Origin of the sequence: Zeaxanthinibacter enoshimensis, assembly GCF_004362865.1 — a bacterium.
Classification (GTDB): Bacteria; Bacteroidota; Bacteroidia; order Flavobacteriales; family Flavobacteriaceae; genus Zeaxanthinibacter; species Zeaxanthinibacter enoshimensis.
The window spans coordinates 553,673-570,083 of record NZ_SNYI01000002.1; the positions used below are offsets into that span (position 1 = coordinate 553,673).

18 protein-coding genes are annotated in these 16,411 nt (G+C 45.0%); 6 read left to right on the plus strand and 12 right to left on the minus strand.

Translation table 11 applies throughout. The annotated features are described in order from the left end of the window. Nucleotides 1-40 precede the first annotated feature (40 nt). Together CLV82_RS08670 and CLV82_RS08675 are read left to right on the plus strand one after the other, a co-directional pair. The gene (locus CLV82_RS08670; protein WP_133643917.1) at nt 41-289 is read left to right on the plus strand and encodes a DUF6327 family protein; all 249 of its coding nucleotides are present in this window, start codon (nt 41-43) and stop codon (nt 287-289) included. Between the two features lie 207 nt (nt 290-496). Beyond that, complete coding sequence (locus CLV82_RS08675; RefSeq protein ID WP_262708038.1) at nt 497-1,522, plus strand: AI-2E family transporter; 1,026 nt, start codon at nt 497-499, stop codon at nt 1,520-1,522. Between the two features lie 56 nt (nt 1,523-1,578). Here CLV82_RS08675 and CLV82_RS08680 read toward each other — a convergent pair whose 3' ends face one another. The 4 genes from CLV82_RS08680 to CLV82_RS08695 form a co-directional block, all read right to left on the minus strand. Further along, on the minus strand, nt 1,579-2,568 hold the full coding sequence (locus CLV82_RS08680) for an MlaD family protein (RefSeq protein ID WP_133643919.1): 990 nt from the start codon (nt 2,566-2,568) through the stop codon (nt 1,579-1,581). Nucleotides 2,569-2,571: 3 nt separating this feature from the next. Next, nucleotides 2,572-3,357 carry an ABC transporter ATP-binding protein gene (locus CLV82_RS08685; RefSeq protein ID WP_133643920.1) on the minus strand — a complete coding sequence of 262 codons (786 nt, stop codon included), beginning with the start codon at nt 3,355-3,357 and terminating at the stop codon, nt 2,572-2,574. Next, nucleotides 3,354-4,130 (minus strand): MlaE family ABC transporter permease, encoded by a 777-nt coding sequence (locus tag CLV82_RS08690; RefSeq protein ID WP_133643921.1) that lies wholly within the window; start codon nt 4,128-4,130, stop codon nt 3,354-3,356. The genes CLV82_RS08685 and CLV82_RS08690 overlap by 4 nt, the downstream gene beginning before the upstream one ends. A gap of 176 nt (nt 4,131-4,306) precedes the next feature. Then, the gene (locus tag CLV82_RS08695) at nt 4,307-5,155 is read right to left on the minus strand and encodes a universal stress protein (protein WP_133643922.1); all 849 of its coding nucleotides are present in this window, start codon (nt 5,153-5,155) and stop codon (nt 4,307-4,309) included. 206 nt (nt 5,156-5,361) lie between these two features. Here CLV82_RS08695 and CLV82_RS08700 point away from each other — a divergent pair, with 206 nt between their 5' ends. Beyond that, the gene (locus CLV82_RS08700) at nt 5,362-6,123 is read left to right on the plus strand and encodes an SDR family NAD(P)-dependent oxidoreductase (RefSeq protein WP_133643923.1); all 762 of its coding nucleotides are present in this window, start codon (nt 5,362-5,364) and stop codon (nt 6,121-6,123) included. Between the two features lie 7 nt (nt 6,124-6,130). Here the strand turns inward: CLV82_RS08700 and CLV82_RS08705 are convergent, their stop codons facing one another. The 4 genes from CLV82_RS08705 to CLV82_RS08720 all read right to left on the minus strand — a co-directional run bounded on the left by CLV82_RS08705 (nt 6,131) and on the right by CLV82_RS08720 (nt 11,273). Then, complete coding sequence (locus CLV82_RS08705; protein WP_133643924.1) at nt 6,131-6,835, minus strand: hypothetical protein; 705 nt, start codon at nt 6,833-6,835, stop codon at nt 6,131-6,133. Between the two features lie 125 nt (nt 6,836-6,960). Further along, nucleotides 6,961-8,148 carry an acetate/propionate family kinase gene (locus CLV82_RS08710; protein WP_133643925.1) on the minus strand — a complete coding sequence of 396 codons (1,188 nt, stop codon included), beginning with the start codon at nt 8,146-8,148 and terminating at the stop codon, nt 6,961-6,963. A 38-nt stretch (nt 8,149-8,186) separates the two neighbouring features. After that, a complete protein-coding gene (gene pta / locus CLV82_RS08715) occupies nt 8,187-10,271 on the minus strand; it encodes a phosphate acetyltransferase (protein ID WP_133643926.1) in 2,085 nt (694 codons plus the stop codon). 552 nt (nt 10,272-10,823) lie between these two features. Continuing rightward, nucleotides 10,824-11,273 carry a pyridoxamine 5'-phosphate oxidase family protein gene (locus tag CLV82_RS08720; RefSeq protein ID WP_166636688.1) on the minus strand — a complete coding sequence of 150 codons (450 nt, stop codon included), beginning with the start codon at nt 11,271-11,273 and terminating at the stop codon, nt 10,824-10,826. Nucleotides 11,274-11,591: 318 nt separating this feature from the next. Here CLV82_RS08720 and CLV82_RS08725 point away from each other — a divergent pair, with 318 nt between their 5' ends. Further along, nucleotides 11,592-12,044, plus strand: a complete 453-nt coding sequence (locus CLV82_RS08725) for a DUF2267 domain-containing protein (RefSeq protein ID WP_133643928.1) — start codon at nt 11,592-11,594, stop codon at nt 12,042-12,044. A 365-nt stretch (nt 12,045-12,409) separates the two neighbouring features. Here CLV82_RS08725 and CLV82_RS08730 read toward each other — a convergent pair whose 3' ends face one another. From CLV82_RS08730 to CLV82_RS08740, 3 genes are read right to left on the minus strand one after another with little or no spacing between them, the layout of a single operon-like run. After that, nucleotides 12,410-13,075 (minus strand): phosphoribosyltransferase, encoded by a 666-nt coding sequence (locus tag CLV82_RS08730; protein ID WP_133643929.1) that lies wholly within the window; start codon nt 13,073-13,075, stop codon nt 12,410-12,412. A gap of 4 nt (nt 13,076-13,079) precedes the next feature. Continuing rightward, entirely contained in the window at nt 13,080-13,769 is a 690-nt protein-coding gene (locus tag CLV82_RS08735) for a dienelactone hydrolase family protein (protein ID WP_243744174.1), read from the minus strand. 18 nt (nt 13,770-13,787) lie between these two features. Beyond that, nucleotides 13,788-14,642, minus strand: coding sequence for a universal stress protein (locus tag CLV82_RS08740; RefSeq protein WP_133643930.1), 855 nt, complete (start codon nt 14,640-14,642; stop codon nt 13,788-13,790). Nucleotides 14,643-14,797: 155 nt separating this feature from the next. On the opposite strand from CLV82_RS08740, the gene deoC reads away from it, so the two are divergent. Further along, complete coding sequence (gene deoC, locus CLV82_RS08745) at nt 14,798-15,439, plus strand: deoxyribose-phosphate aldolase (RefSeq protein WP_133643931.1); 642 nt, start codon at nt 14,798-14,800, stop codon at nt 15,437-15,439. A 113-nt stretch (nt 15,440-15,552) separates the two neighbouring features. On the opposite strand, the gene CLV82_RS08750 is transcribed toward deoC, so the two are convergent. Beyond that, on the minus strand, nt 15,553-15,942 hold the full coding sequence (locus tag CLV82_RS08750) for a DUF302 domain-containing protein (protein WP_133643932.1): 390 nt from the start codon (nt 15,940-15,942) through the stop codon (nt 15,553-15,555). Nucleotides 15,943-16,102: 160 nt separating this feature from the next. Between CLV82_RS08750 and CLV82_RS08755 the strand changes: the two genes are divergently transcribed. After that, complete coding sequence (locus tag CLV82_RS08755) at nt 16,103-16,381, plus strand: hypothetical protein (RefSeq protein WP_243744175.1); 279 nt, start codon at nt 16,103-16,105, stop codon at nt 16,379-16,381. Nucleotides 16,382-16,411 lie beyond the last annotated feature (30 nt).

Here is a 16,411-nt window from a genome sequence, read left to right on the forward strand (position 1 = left end):
CCTTTGATAAAAGCTTTTTCCAGGGATTACTTTGAGTGAGATGAGACGTAGCTATTCCTCTTTAGTTGAAATTGATGAAGACCTCAGGATCTTGCGACTAAAACGTGAAATCCACGTGGAAAATATCAAGTTTAACCTGAACCGAACCAGAAGTAATTTTTTACCTGCTCTAAGGAGTGATGCGATGAAAGTACTCAAGACCATGGCACTGACTTATGCGATCAAAAGAATAGCCACGAAATTGCGGAGTTCGTCTACGGACTCACAGGAGAACAGACTTGAAGGTTGAATCCTAGTCTGAGGATAAATCTGAAAGCACATCCATGAGTACTGTCAAAGGAAGCTTGTAAATAAATAATCGAACGCAGAAGTAATTTCTAACACACGGTTCTATGAAAAATTATACGGTAAACCTGCCCCAGGTATTTTATTTCTTAGCCTCGGTGACTTTACTTGTCTATATACTGATCGTTGCCAAAGTAATTTTGATTCCCTTATTTTTCAGTTTTTTTTTGCACTGATGCTAAAACCTGTGGTGACGTTCTACGAGCGTTTCCTGCGAAGACGGATTCCTTCCATCCTTATGGCGTATTTAACCGCAGTAGTTCCCCTTACCGCAATACTGTTCTTCTTCTTTAATCAAGCCAGGATATTGTTCAGGGATCTGCCTTCGGTCAGCCAGAGGGTCTCAGAGGTAACCAACCGCTGGATGTTCTTATTGGATCAGAAATTTAACCTCGATCCCGAGACTTCTTCAGACTGGGTCTCAGAAAATATGATGGGAGTTGTGGATATTCCCCTGGAACTTGCCAGGGAAAGTTTCGAGTCGGGAACTGTGGTGCTCGCCAATGCGGTTCTGATCGTCCTGATCACCTATTTCATGCTCCTCTACCGAACCTCTTTTAAGAATTACCTGCTTTCACAGGCCAGTCCAAAAAACAGGAAATCCCTGGAAAAATTATTTCTAAAACTCCAGTCCCTGACAAAACGTTACATGATAGGACAGGGAATTATCATTTTGATCCTGGGTATACTGATCGGTTCCGGTTTATGGCTGATAGGTGTTCCCTATGCCTATTTCTGGGGATTCCTGGCAGGCTTCCTGGAGATCATACCATACCTCGGAACTTCTGTAGGCGGAATTTTACCTTTTGTATATATGCTGATGGTCTCCGACAGTCTTTGGCAACCCTGGGCAGTTATCGGCCTTTATATCCTGGTACAGCAAATAGAAGGGAACCTGATCTCACCTAATGTCATGGGGCCTAGTATTAAAATTAACCCTCTTTTTATCATCCTGGGTTTGTTCCTGGGAGGCATCATGTGGGGTATTGCGGGGATGATCCTCGCTCTGCCTGTGCTGGCTATCAGTAAAGAAGTCTTCAGAACCTTCGAGGTGACGGAACCTTTCAGTTATATCCTCGAGGATGGACTCTCTAAAAAATCAGATATTTTCCTCGAACACTACGATCATGTTAAACACCGTATCATGTACCTGTTCTTTGATGAACGGGATGATTAATAGATATAAACAGGGGTTATTCTTGTAATTCGTGGTACCCCAATGAGAGAACCTGTTCACTCCCTGGATCTTTTCTCTTCCTTCTTTTTTTGTCGTTCAATTTTACGGAAATATCCCCTGGTCAGGAAATTGTGCTGGAGCGCCTCCATATTCTGGTTAAAACGGTACATCCCCTGATCCACGTTTTCCATAGTTCGCTGTAAATGCCCCACCATCGTAGTATCTGTAGACAGGTAGTTGATGGCTCCCTGTCCTTCCTGGATTTCCTGGATGAATTCGTTCAGGCGAACGGATACTGATTGCAGTTCCCTGGACGAAATCTCAAGCTGACCAATGGTGAGCCTTAGTTTAGCTCCCGCTATGGAATCACTAAAAAGCGCACCTGCCACGCTTTGTTCGGCATTGTATTGTCCTACCACGTCCCCCAATTCCTGCATCAATCCTTCAGCCTCTTTACTCGCCACCCTGAGATTGCCCAAGGTAGACTGCAGGTCATCTGCCATAGCCCCATCATTTAATAGCCGCCCCAGCACTCCTTTCCCCGAATTAAGAGAAGCAGAGACCTTCAGCAGATCTTCCAGGAGTACGGCGGCATTTTCATTGGTTACGCTCAGGGTGTTCAGCATATCAGCCGTAGCCACCCTGCTGTAGGACGAAATAACATCCTCCGGGCTTACGAAAGGTGCTTCTCCCTCGCCGGGAACTATGTTTATGATCATACTACCAACTAAGCCATCCGAACCTATGGTTGCAGTTGCATTTTTCTTGATATGGGGCAGCATCTTGTCCTGGATCAGCATGGCTACGCTGATAGATGTATCGTTGACCATCTCTATATCCTGGACGGTCCCTATATTGATTCCGGCATATCTCACGTTATTACCTCTTTGCAGACCATTTACATTTTTAAAGGTGGTATGTAAGGTGAAAGTATTTCCGAATATATGCTTCTGGTTGCCTATAAGGTATGCTGCGAGTACTATCAGGATCGTCCCGAGCAGCACAAAAACCCCTAGCCTCAATTTTTCCGTTGTTGTTTTTTCCATTGCTTACTTTTTAAAGAATGCTTCTACCTTCGGATCTGTCGAAGTGATCAGTTCCTCGTATGTCCCCTCGGCATAATTAATACCATCTACCAATAAGATCATCCGGTCAGAGATTACCCTTGCACAATCCACGTCATGGGTAATGATCAGGGAAGAGGTTCCGTATTTAGCCTGTATTGAAAGCATCAGCTCTATAATTTCCTTAGAAGTGATGGGATCAAGACCACTGGTCGGTTCATCATAGAGTATGATCTTAGGTTTTAAAATCAATGTTCTGGCCAGGGCCACCCTTCTTTTCATACCCCCTGATAGTTCTGCTGGCATCAGGTCTATGGCATGTGCTAAACCTACACTTTCCAGGGCTTCGAGCACCATTGGAGTTGTATCTGATACCAGTCCCAGTCTTTTCTTATGCCTGCGCATGGGGAATTCCAGGTTTTCCCGCACTGTCATTGAATCGTAAAGTGCACTCCCCTGGAATAAAAAACCGATATCTGATCGCAGGATGTCCAGGGTATCCCTGTTCAGAGTTTTAATTTCATTATTCATTACAGAAATATATCCGCTATCGGGCTTTATAAGCCCGATCAGGCATTTGATCATGACAGATTTACCCGAGCCGGATTTTCCCATCACCACCAGGTTCTCTCCTTTGTGAAGCCTGAGATTGAATCCGTTCAGGACACGAACCTTTCCGAAACTTTTGTAGAGATCCCTGATATCAATGATCACTTCCCGTTCAGTGCGGGAGTCCTTTTTTATCGTGGTAATATTCTCTTGTTTTTTCATAGTTCGTAGAATATGTCTGAAATAAATACAGCAACAAAATCGATCACAAACAGTACCATCGAGGTAAATACTACGGCCGTATTGGCGGCGATACCCACCCCGGCAGTTCCTTTCTTACAGTAATACCCTTTATAACACCCAACCAGGCCGATGGCAAATCCAAAAAAGAAGGTTTTAACCGTAGCAGGGATAAGGTCCCCGTAAGACAAGGCATTAAAAACGGTGTTAAAATAAAGTTCGAAAGATACTGCCCCTTTGAAGTATTCAACCAAAGCCGAACCATAGAGGGCCAGTCCGTCTCCCAGGATCACCAGCAGTGGTAACATCAGCGTAGTTGCCATAACACGGGTCACGACCAGGTATTTAAAAGGATTTGTACCCGAAACTTCCATGGCGTCTATTTGTTCGGTAACCCGCATGGAACCTAATTCTGCCCCTATGCCCGAGGCAATACGCCCGGCACAGACCAATGCTGTTATCACCGGTCCCAGCTCGCGCACTATGGATATGCCAACCATATTGGGCATCATGGAAACAGCACCGAATTGTTCCATAGTAGGACGGGATTGCAGGTCGAGAACCAGCCCTATAATAAAACTGGTGACCAGGACCAAGACCAGGGAACGATTTCCCATCTGGTAACATTGGCGCAATAGCTCTTTAAATTCGAACGGTGGTTTGACCGATTCTCTGAAAAAGCGCCCCGCAAAGTAGGAGAGTTCTCCTAATTCGATGAAAAATTGCCGGATGTTCCTGGTAAACTTTAGTGCCATGGACCTTTAGGTACTTTGTTAGGTAGAAACAAAGTAAAGTGCTTCTGCTTGCCGCCCTATGACATGCGTCAACCCCTGTTGTAAAATATGCTGAAAGCTGTCTGTCAGCGTAAATAAGTACTGCTGTTAGGGTTGAGCAGACAAATAGAATATACAGGATGTTAGGGTGCTTGTAATCAGTCCCGGGCAGAAAGGAATAGGACAGGGATTCTGGAATGAAATGCTGTTTTCTTTACCACAGCTTCCCGAATTATCTTTTCAAAGAATGTGTGCTTATGCCTTGGTAATACCAGGATTTCAGCGCCGGCTTCATCACAATAACCCGAGATATCCTGCCAAAGTTCGGCGGTTGGCTTGCGTTCCTTAAAACTATACCTGAATGCAGATAGGTTTTCGGTAAGGAGTTTTTTATGGTCCTCCTGTTTTTCATTGTACAGGCCTTCATCTGTTATATATAAAATATGAAGATCGATAGACCAGTTCGCTGCCAGGTGGATTAAAGGACTCAGGTCCGCGTTTGTCAAAGGTTCCTGGTAGTCCGTCGGCAAAACCGCTGTTTGAAGTCTTTGGAAATTATACCCGGACGGGATAATCAGGATCGGGTAATTCTTCAGCTGTCTCAGAACTTTCACCGTATTACTGCCCAGGAATATTTCCTTCGCCCCGGTTGCACCCTGGGTCCCCATTATAACTGTTTCTATGCCCAGCCTGGATACCACCCCGGGTATCACCTCCAGCAGGGTCCCTTTTTCAGAGAGCGTCTCGAACTGGTGTTTATCGTTCTTGTGATTTTCCTGCAAATACGAACTGACTTTCCCCAGTTCCTGATCAGAAAGTTGGGCAAGGGAATCATACAATACTCCCAGACGAGCCTGTGTTTTCCTGCCGAGCTTATTCATTGCGTCCGGTTCGTAGGCATGCATTATATAAATTTTACAATTCGTTTCTGCATATATTTTAACAGTGTTAAAAATCGCGTTCCAGGCGTTATCAGAGAAATCGGTGGGAATCAGTAGCTTTTTCATTATTGGTCTTAATGATGTAGACCCTAAAATAACAGAGCAAGTTTACGATAGCTATGACTGCAGTCATCCTTTTTAGAAAGAGAGGAAATGGTGTGCATTATCCTTGATGCCAGCATATACGTCTGATCCTTATCATTTTATAAGGAAATAGCCCGGTCTATTTTACCAGGTATAACAGACAGGTATTGTCAGTAAAATTCAAGGTTATGAACAGGTTATCGGACAAAGTGGCTATTATTACCGGCGGTGCCGGTGGCATAGGGCTGGCAACGGCCAAATTATTTCTGGAACAAGGCGCCAGGGTAATGCTGGTTGATCTGGATCAGGAGACTCTTGAAAATATACATTCTGAAATGAATCACGAACATCTGGCTATCTTTGCTGCAGATGTCTCAGACGCAGAAGATACCCGCCGGTTCATTGATAAGACCCTGGATGTTTTTGGGGGTATTGATATCTTCTTCGCCAATGCAGGAATAGAAGGCACTTCCAGTCCTATTGCTGAATATCCCGACGATATCTATGACAGGGTCCTGGCGGTCAACCTGAAAGGGGTTTGGCTGGGGTGCAAACACGTCATCCCCAGGATGTATAAAGGGGGAAGTGTTATTATGACCTCTTCCGTAGCTGGACTGAAAGGATTTCCCGGCCTTGGTGCTTACGTCGCAAGTAAACATGCCGTGGTTGGTCTTATGAGAGTTGCAGCGCTGGAATTTGCATCCCAGCAGATTCGGGTGAACTCCATTCACCCTGGCCCGGTAAATAACCAAATGATGCGAAGGATAGAAGAAGAAATCAACCCAGAAGACCCGGCAGGGGTGATCGAGGGATTTGAAGCATCCATACCTTTCAGGAGGTATGCCGATTCTTCAGAAATTGCCGAGATGGCATTATTCCTTGCATCAGATGAAAGTAAGTATATCACAGGTTGCACCCACATTGTAGACGGTGGGATGATGGCCCAGTAACACACTTTTAAACCTGGTGCTGTTCTTTATTTTCTTCTCTGTGGCTAGCCCTGACCTTTCGGTAAAGTTCTCTGTTTAATAGCATCATCCACCCAAGGATAAAAACAAATGTAATTTTCTGTATGACCGGCAGTTGCGATCGCCAGTATCCGGTTTCGTAGATATAATAATTCAAGCCAAAAATAACCAATCCCGCTATTCCCAGGATGCATAGGACAGAATAACCCGACCTCCATAACGCAATATAAGATGAAACCAGGGCTACAGTACCCAGCAACCCTGCTATACGTAAGATCAGATCATGAGTTCCCGATGTGAGAAACAGGGTTACTCCCAAGGCAGAAATCCCGCTTATGACCATCACTTTATGATTAAGTTTATTCCCTTTAAGAATTCCGGGCAGCATACTCCATAACAGCATGAGTGACCCACACAGCATACCCAGTGAAATCTTCGCAAAGTTACGCCCGGTATTCAGTTCGCCGTTAACGGCGTATTCATCCAGCAGGTCGCACAAGTAGTTATGACGAATGCTGAAATGGATTGTTTCTGGTTTTGCCCATGACCCGCCGGGGTAATTTATGGCGGCCAGGGTATAGAAAAGACCAAACAGGATAATCCCCAGGAAGGGCAGCAGCATAATTCGGGAATGTTTGGCTAATAGGGAGGTTTTCAAAAGTTGTATCGTATGGACTCCCTTAAAAATACTCATAAAAATGTTCTTCTGTCCCGGGGTATTCAGGAGGGGAGGAACCCGAAGCCCATTATAGTGTCACCAGACTGTTATACATGCTTAATATGCCAACAGGATTAGGTAGTGTGAAAAGGAGGAAGATACTATTCCTTGCAAAGTTTATAGGTCTGGGTAGCGATCTCCAGTTCTTCCTCAGTGGGAATGACCAAAACCTTCACTTGGGAACGAGGGCTATTGATCTCCCGGATGTCACTCGATTTTTGCCTATTCCTGGCCTGGTCCAGTTCGATTCCCAGGAACTGCATATCCCGGCAGACCAGTTCACGTAGGACAGCTGAATTTTCACCAATACCTGCTGTAAAAACGATGGCATCGAGTCCATTCATAATGGCTGCATAGGAACCTATATATTTCTTGATGCGATGGGCATTCATCTCCAGTGCCAGGATACATTCCTGCTTCCCGTCAGCGGCCTTACTCTGGATATCCCTCAGGTCTGTATATCCAGTAAGGCCTTTCATACCGCTTTCCTTCAGAAGTTGGTGACGAACAGTCTCGAGCTCATAGCCCAGGTTAAAGACAAGATGGAATATGATAAAGGGGTCTATATCGCCACTCCTGGTCCCCATGATTAGACCGTTAGAGGGAGTAAAACCCATACTGTGTTCCACACTTTTTCCATCCTTCACTGCGGTCATACTGCAGCCGTTCCCCAGGTGGATGGTCACGATACGGCTCCGGTTCTTCCGGAGGTACTCATTGGCTTTTGCAGCTACATATTTATGACTGGTACCATGGAAGCCGTAAACCTCTATACCGTATTCCGAAGACCATTGTCTCGGAAGGGCATATTTTTTAGACCTGGGGGGTATGGTCTGGTGAAAAGCAGTGTCAAAGACGGCGACCTGTTTAGCCGACGGGAACAATTTCTCAGCCAGGTTGATCCCTTCCAGGTTGTGGGGGTTATGTAATGGAGCCAGGTTAGACAGTTCTCTTACTTTACTCTTTACTGCTTCAGTGATCAAGGTAGTATCCGTAAAAGTATTTCCACCGTGAACCACCCGGTGCCCTACGGCATCGATCTCCCCAACATCCTGGATCACTGCGGTCTCGCCCTCGGCTAAATACCGGGCGATGAGTTCCAGGCCTTCATTATGGGAACTGATTTTCCTGGATTCTGTGATATCTGCCTTCTTACTGCTATACCTGAACACAGCATCAGCGCTGCCGATACGCTCGATCAGCCCTTCACAGATCACAGTTTCTGTAGGCATCTGCATGAGTTTATATTTGATGGAGGAGCTGCCGGAGTTGAGAATCAGTATTTTCATGTATAATTTTTGCTTTGTTTTTTCCCAGGCTTACAGGATTAATCCTGCAGGGCAGTAATTATTACCGTATTAAATATATCTTCCACAGTACAGCCCCTGCTGAGGTCATTTACCGGTTTATTTAATCCCTGGAGTATCGGTCCGATGGCCAGTGCACCCGTTTCCCTCTGTACAGCTTTGTACGTGTTATTACCGGTATTAAGATCCGGAAAGATAAAAACACTCGCTTGCCCGGCTACCTCGGAATCCGGTAATTTGCTTCTTCCAACCTTGGTATCTACGGCGGCGTCGTATTGTATAGGGCCTTCAACCTTTAGATCGGGCCTCTTTTGCCTGACTATTTTTGTAGCAGCTCTTACCCGGTCTACGTCTTCTCCTGCGCCTGATGTTCCCGACGAATAGGACAACATTGCAATTTTGGGTTCAATCCCGAACGCTTCACTGGTGGCAGCAGAAGAAATCGCGATCTCTGCCAGTTCTTCCGCATCCGGGTTAGGATTGATCGCACAATCGCCGAACACCGTGACCCTGTTGGGAAGGCACATAAAAAATACAGAAGATACTACAGACACGCCGGGTTTTGTTTTTATGAACTGTAATGCAGGCCTGATGGTATGTTGCGTGGTGTGTGCAGCCCCCGACACCATTCCATCCGCATGTCCTTTATAGACCATCATGGTACCAAAATAGGAAACGTCTTCCATCAGGTCCCTGGCCATTGCCAGGTTGACGTTCTTGTGTTTCCGTAACTCGTATAAAGTGCTGGCATATTCATCCAGGAAAGGGGAAGTACTTGGATTAATTACTTTGATCTTGTCCAGGTCCAGTCCAAGGTCTAATTCTGTGATCCTGGACCGGATGGCATCTTCGTCGCCCAACAAGGTTAGCCGGACAGCCTCCGCATCGATAAGTTTTTTTGCGGCTTTCAGGATCCTCTCATCGGTCCCTTCAGGAAGGACAATGTGCTTTCTCACCCGTTTGGCCTGTTTTAAAAGGTTGTACTGGAACATCCTTGGGGTAATGCCTTCGGGCTCAAAGGTGATCAGCCGCTTAGCCAGTTCGCTGGTTGGCACATACTTATCAAATTCCTCTATAGAAATAGTGATCTTCTCAGTATTCTCTGCATAAAGCTTTGGGCGGATGGCACCTATGCGGTTGGTGACCGAATATGTGCCCCCCTGGACTGAAAGAATGGGAACTACATCAGAAAGTCCTTCAATTAATTTGATGATCGATTCTTCCGGAATCAGACCCCCGGTAAGAACAATGCCCGAAATTGCGGGGTAATTTGCAGAAATGTTCGCCTGCAGGGCACCGAGGATGATATCCGCCCTGTCCCCGGGCGTGATAACCAGTCCATCTTTTTTCAGGTGGGTAAGGTAATTACGCAACTGCATGGCGCCTACACTGAAATCACCCACTTGCGCATTGAGGAACGAATGGCCAAAGAGCACTTCTGCTTCCAGTACTTCCGCGATCTCCTTTACAGAAGGACTCCCCAATACAGGGTTGACAGGGATGATACCGGTCAGAACCCCGGGTGGAAGTTTTCTCTTTAAAGCAGCAGCAGTTTCTGCCTTTGCTTCTTCGGGGACTTTATTGGCAACCATTAGTAAAACCTCTACGTCCCTGTCCTGGAAAGAGTCGTAGGCCATTACAAGTGTTCCCACCATTTCTTTAACGGTCTTCCCAAATCCACTGCCGATCACGATTGCCGGTATCCCTAGGTTTTTTGCAATTACCGCGTTGGTATCCCATTCCAGGATAGATCCTTCCCCTGAAAAATCCGTTCCTTCTACCAGCAGGAAATCGAATCGTTCTTCTATAGCTTTGAACTGGTGTATGATCCTGCTGACTATTTCGTCATCCCGGTCCTGATTCTTTAATTCCACTACTTCGCTCCGGGTAAAACAATAGGCTTCTTCAGGTTTCATATCCACTTCAAAGTGGGTAAGGATAGCGTGGATATGGTGATCGATAAATCCCGGTTCCACGGTCTCGATAATAGGCCGGAAATAACCAACCCTGGCAGTCCGGCCCAGCAGCAGTCGCATCATTCCTAAAGAAACTATAGATTTCCCGCTGTTGGGCTCGGTGGTAGCAATATATATAGCTTTGCTCATCCTGGATATAATATGGGTTTATGCTCGTCAGTTCACCCTTATAGGACAATTTACTGTGAGCGAGTACAAAAATAAGCCATCGGCCAATGAGTGCGAAGGCTTAGCGATCCGGAACCCCGTATTTTAAAGGTTTTTAACAACTTAGATCAACCTGGATCAATAAACGACAATATAAACCGGACGTAAAAAAGCAGGGACTAGAAAGTCCCTGCCTTTTTAAGGTGATGTTATGGGTCATAGATGGATTGTTGTCAAACCTTTGCCTTTGTGGCATTAATCTTTTCTGATGTACCCAATCATCAACCGACTTATTGTTCTCCAGGGATCATCTTAGGAATTCCCCCGAACCCGGACGATGTGAAGAACGACTCACTACTTATGAGGGGACTAAAATAGTTCACCCGCCCTGGGTCTTAAATGATAATTATCAGGTGGGCTATGAAGGGACTTATCTAGGACTTTCAGAATGTTATTCTTATGAGGGTCGGGAAGCAGAAGGATTTTATAAAAGAAAGCTTTCTTCAAAAGAAAAGCCGGTACTTAGCATTGACATCAGTCCCTGCATTTTCCTTTTATTTCTGAAATATTGATTCGGTAAACGATCGGGATGCTGTCCGGACTGACTTTACTGGAGAACTCTTCCAGGTATTTAGCGTTACGCCCTTCCTTTTTTACCAGTAATTGTTTAACTCCTTCAGCAAACGTGTGCAATTGTTGTTTGGCATTAATTCCGGATAATTCCTCATATTCGCCATGCAACAGGATCGATTTCCAGCTGTCTAAAGATGCTATCTCATCCACCTGGAAGGCAACCTCTTTGTTATCGCGCATGGCCGATATTTTAGAGCCTGGACCTGAATAAGAGATAATGGCGTGATGTTCAGGGTCGTAGAAAAACGTGATAGGCACAATTTCTGCACTCCCGCTGGCGCTGTAGGCAATACGCCCCACATAGTTACTTCGCAATATTTCCAGGCATTCTTTTTTACTGAGGTCTTTCATAGGTCCACTAATTATGTTTCGATTTTTAGACTTGGACATGCAGGCAGTTTCAACTTCCTGGGCCAACATACTTTATTGTTCGGCACTAAAAGTACAGGGGCAAGGAGTAGCATCACATGACATAAGTCAGTCTGTTTATACTGTTTGATATTTTCTTATCCCTTCCCTAGCCAGAAGATTCTGCCATCTGGCTGGGGAATACAGGTCATCCGAGGGACAACTAATAATATTTATGTTTACTTAAATACCTGATAATCATCATTCCTGGGCTGTCCATAAGATATTATATTCCTTTTTGAACCATAATACCTCGATATCATGTCCATTAATTTTAATCAATATGCCGCAGAGGGGAATACATTTTTAAACGAATATGCCAAGGAAATGGCGATGGAAAATGACAAAGACAAAGCCGGGAGGATACTGGTGGCTATTCTGCATGCGCTCCGGGAAATTATTTCCATCGAGGAATCCATCCAGTTAGTAGCACAATTACCAATGTTTTTAAAGGCTTTATATGTAAACCGTTGGTCCACCCGGGGGAGGAACCGGAAAATAAAAAATATGGAACACTTCATGGACCTGGTCCGGGAATTTGATGGTTCTGCGGCGGTAAATGACTTTGGGTATGAAAACGACCTATTAGAAAGGTATATAGATGTAACTGTTATATATATGGGTAATTATATTTCGCAGGGCGAGATGGAAGACATCCGGGATGGCCTGCCAAAAGACCTGAAGAACCTCATCCATACCAAGCTGATGTTTTGATCAGTTACAGTTTTTCTTAAATGGATGATTTATGACACTGTTCTGACAGTGTCATTTTTTTATACCCAGGTGAAGAGTTGCTCCCGGTATTGTAACAGGAATGAATGTAAAATAAGAAAACCGGGACACGTGAATGTCCCGGTTTCCCGAAAAAGTCAGTCTGCCCAATGACCACTTATACTGGCCCTTACTAAGACCTGTTGCCAGGTCTGTTCGTGATTCAAAAGGTATAAAAGGCGTTCTTAACTTCCTCTATCGGTATCGGATTCCCGGATTGCTCCGGGTCTCGTCTTTATTTCAATGAACCTATATGATCAATACCCAGCTAAGATAAGTTTTCATTTCTTGCATTACTATGACGAAGATCAGTTCTGGTTATTTTTCAAATTTCTTTTTGACGGGTCTTTATCATTTTTTTGATCTCGTAATATTTTGATCGCTTCTTCATCTGTGACCTGTTTAAAATTCCTGTAGAATAGGCCTACAGCCCGGAAGTGTTTTGCAGGAGTCAAACAAACAACCCGGTCAATACAAGGAGAAGCCTGCAACCTGAGTACCGTGTCAGCCGGGGCCACGGGAATAGCGACTATAACCATTCGCGGACGTTTTTTGTGAACAAATTCAGCTGTTACTTTTACAGTGTTCCCTGTTGCAATACCGTCATCCACGATAATAACTACCTTATCTTCCAGGTCTTCGGCCATTTTATCGGTATAGTACTCATCATGTCGTTGCCGGAGCTTGTTGCGGATCCGCCTGGTCTCCGCTTCAATATATTGCGCAGAAATTCCATGAGTATCAGATATTATAGCTTCTTCTAAACTGATAGCTCCTATGGCGTATTCTTTATTCAAGGGATGGCCAATTTTTTTGGAAAGAGCTACATCAAGGGGGGCACCAAGGTAATCAGCAATGATTGCACCCAGCGATAATCCACCCCTCGGTATAGCGAGGACCACCACGGGCTGCTGGCGGTACTCATCCAATTCTCGGGCAAGTTGTAAAGCGGCGTCTTTCCGATCCAGGAACATAGTATTATGGATTAGGATTCATATGCTCGGTGTACCAGTTCCGGGCGAGGGTTACCACAGCATCCAGTTTTCCTGTCTCTCCGAAAAGGTGTGAGGCACCGGGCACTATTTCGAGCTTTTTCGTACAGTTCAGGCGGACATAAGCCTTCCGGTTCAGGTCCAGGACCGTACTGTCCAGCTCTCCGACTATGAGCAGGGTTGGGGCCTGGACAAATGGGAGGACCTCCATAGCCATATCAGGTCTTCCACCCCTGGATACCACGGCACTGACCCGGTAACCAAAGAAGGTTGCAGCTTTTAGCGCCGAAGCGGCCCCGGTGCTTGCTCCAAAGTAACTTATGGGTAAGTTCTTTAATGACTCCAGCTCCATGATCCACCGGGTGGCGGCAATTAGTCTTGTGCTCAGCAGATCTATATTGAATCGCATATAATAATTCTGGTCTTCGTCAGCCGTCAGCAAATCGAATAACAGAGTAGCCAATCCATTTTTTTTCAGGAGATTGGCCACGTAATTATTCCTGGGACTCAGCCTGCCGCTGCCACTTCCATGGGAGAACAGTACTATCCCTACAGGATTATCCGGAACCGAGAGAATACCTTTCAATGTTTTACCGCCAATAGGAATAGAAATGTGAGTGGGTACATTGGTTGCCCTTACTATCCTTCTTCTTAGATTTTTACCGGAAATTTTCATATTTCATTACTTAAGTTATCAGGTGTATTTTTCCGAGGAATCCCGGATAACCAGAAAGGGGATCTTTACATGGAATCCTATCTGGTCTACGTATTGCCTGATCAGGATCTTCTCAAAAAAGGAATGGTTCCGGTTCATCATGACCAGGAGCTGATAATCAGAGCTGTCTGCTTGATCGAGGATGGCACTGGGCATGGATTCCCCATGTAGTTCAGTAAATAAGTGCGGCAGGTCTTTTAATATATCTTTTATCCTGGCCTTGTTTTTTACTTGTTGATCTGTCAGGTCGGATGCGGCTTTTACATGCAGAACTTTGATCCTGGCCTTATGATGTTTCGCTAGATATATAAGTGGTTCCAGTTCTTCGGGTTTGCATGCAGATAGATAATCATTGGGCATCAGGATATTTTCAATGTCGCGGAAAGGACAATCTTCAGGGATTGCCAGGACCGGAATATTTGCCTTTCGGATTACAAATACTGTACTTGAGCCGAGGAATAGCTGCTTGGCTCCGCTGGCTCCCTGCGTGCCCATTACAATGAGGTCTATATCCTTTGAGTTACATTGTTCCTGTATCTCATCCGTAAGAGTGTTAAATGCAGAAATGGTTTCAAAACTGTGCCTGGTATTGGGGTATTGCTTTTTAATTCGTGCTACAGTTTCTTCCAGGCCACTCACCGAACGGTCAACACCCAGGTCAGGGATTGCACTGAATTCCGGTCCGCCCAGGAAATAGTCCACGCGATAAAAGGCGGGAGTGTAGGTATGGAGAAGATAAAATTTAACCGTGTCATTTTGGAACATCCGGAGCGCGTATACAATGGCATTCCAGGCATTCGTGGAAAAATCTGTAGGTATCAGGATTGTTTTCATAATAATAGCATCTAACTTAAAATTAGTACTAAACACAGGCTGTCACTATGATGCTTGTCAGTCCGAATTTTATTTTTCATGCAAATCGATGTACGGATTTATAGCTATGTCGCTAAACTTTTTATTTTTGGTAACAACCAAACTCATTTCTCTTTATGGAAATTCAGAATTACATAGACCATACGCTTTTAAAGCCCTACGCTACCCGTGCAGATATTCACAAACTCTGCGAGGAGGCCATCCATTATGATTTTCAATCGGTCTGTATCAACGGGTGTCATATACTTACAGCCCGGGAGAAACTGGATTCAACAGGAATTGCGGTTTGTTCTGTAGTTGGGTTCCCCTTAGGCAGCAGTTCAACCGAGGCAAAGGTGGCAGAGGCTAAGGACTACATTCTTAAAGGGGCAGATGAAATAGACATGGTCATCAACATTGGACTGATCAAGGATGCAAAATTTGAACAGGTCAGGGAAGAGATACGTGCGGTAAAGGATGTGGTCGGGGATAATATTTTAAAAGTGATCCTGGAAACCTGTCATTTGACCGATAGTGAAATACAAAAGGCCTGTGAGCTTACTATAGAAGCGGGAGGAGATTACGTGAAAACTTCTACAGGTTTCGGGGCCAGAGGAGCCGATCTGAAAGTGGTCAACTTAATGAAAACCATTGTCGGTGACGAGATAGGGATAAAAGCAGCAGGAGGGATAAGGGACCGGCAGTCGGCCCTGAAATTTATCGCAGCTGGGGCCAACAGGATAGGAACCTCCTCTGGCGTGGCCATGATGAAGGAATAAAAGCTTAATATAAATACCTGCTTACACGCCTGGACTTGCTTTCTGCCTCTCCATTATAAGCCTTCTATTCAGCAACTCTCATAATCTACCGAGGGTGATGAGAGCATACAATCTTACAGGCCACTTATGGCATTCTTCAGTTTGCTTCTCACTTCCTCGGCTATACCCGCCAGGGACGGGTTCTCAACACCCATCATCGAAGCCACTGGATCTACAGCCGCAACTTCTATACTATAGTCATCATTTTCACGGACAATGACATTGCAGGGTAACATGGTTCCAATCTTATTTTCGGCTTGCAGGGCTTTGTGCGCAAAGGACGGATTGCAGGCACCAAGGATCTTATAATTGTTGTAGTCCTCGTCCAGCTTTTGCTTCATGGTGCTTTTGATGTCGATCTCAGTAAGAATGCCAAAACCTTCATTTTTAAGAGCGGCAGTGGTCTTTTCTATAGCTGTGTCAAATGAAATATCGCGGAGGGTTTTGCTGAAATAATAGCTCATAGTACTCATATTTAAAGGTTCTGTAAAGATATGGAATATGGTCCTGTTCCCCGGGCTTGAACCGTCCTTGTCCGGACCTGATAAATCCCAACCTGATCAAAATCATGTGGTCGCCCATCGGCAGCTTATACATTTGAACACTAAATAAAACCAGATCATTATGAATTATGCAAAATTACAACAGGATTATACCAGGAACGTGATTGGCTATTCAGCATTGGGTATCATTCTTTCCACCTGCCTGGGTTCTATCGCCATCCTTCGTTTACTGATGGGAGGGTCCGGTTTATTGGAGGTGTTTTTGATCGCCCTGGTCGTGACCGTATGTTCGGCCCATAACCTTGCCATCCTAACGGTTCAGAAGCCGGCATTAATTTTCAGGTTATTACTGATCAGTACCGTAGTGAGTATGCTGATTATCATAGCTACCCTGTTTTAAAATATCATTTGCAGCAATTAACCCTTTTAC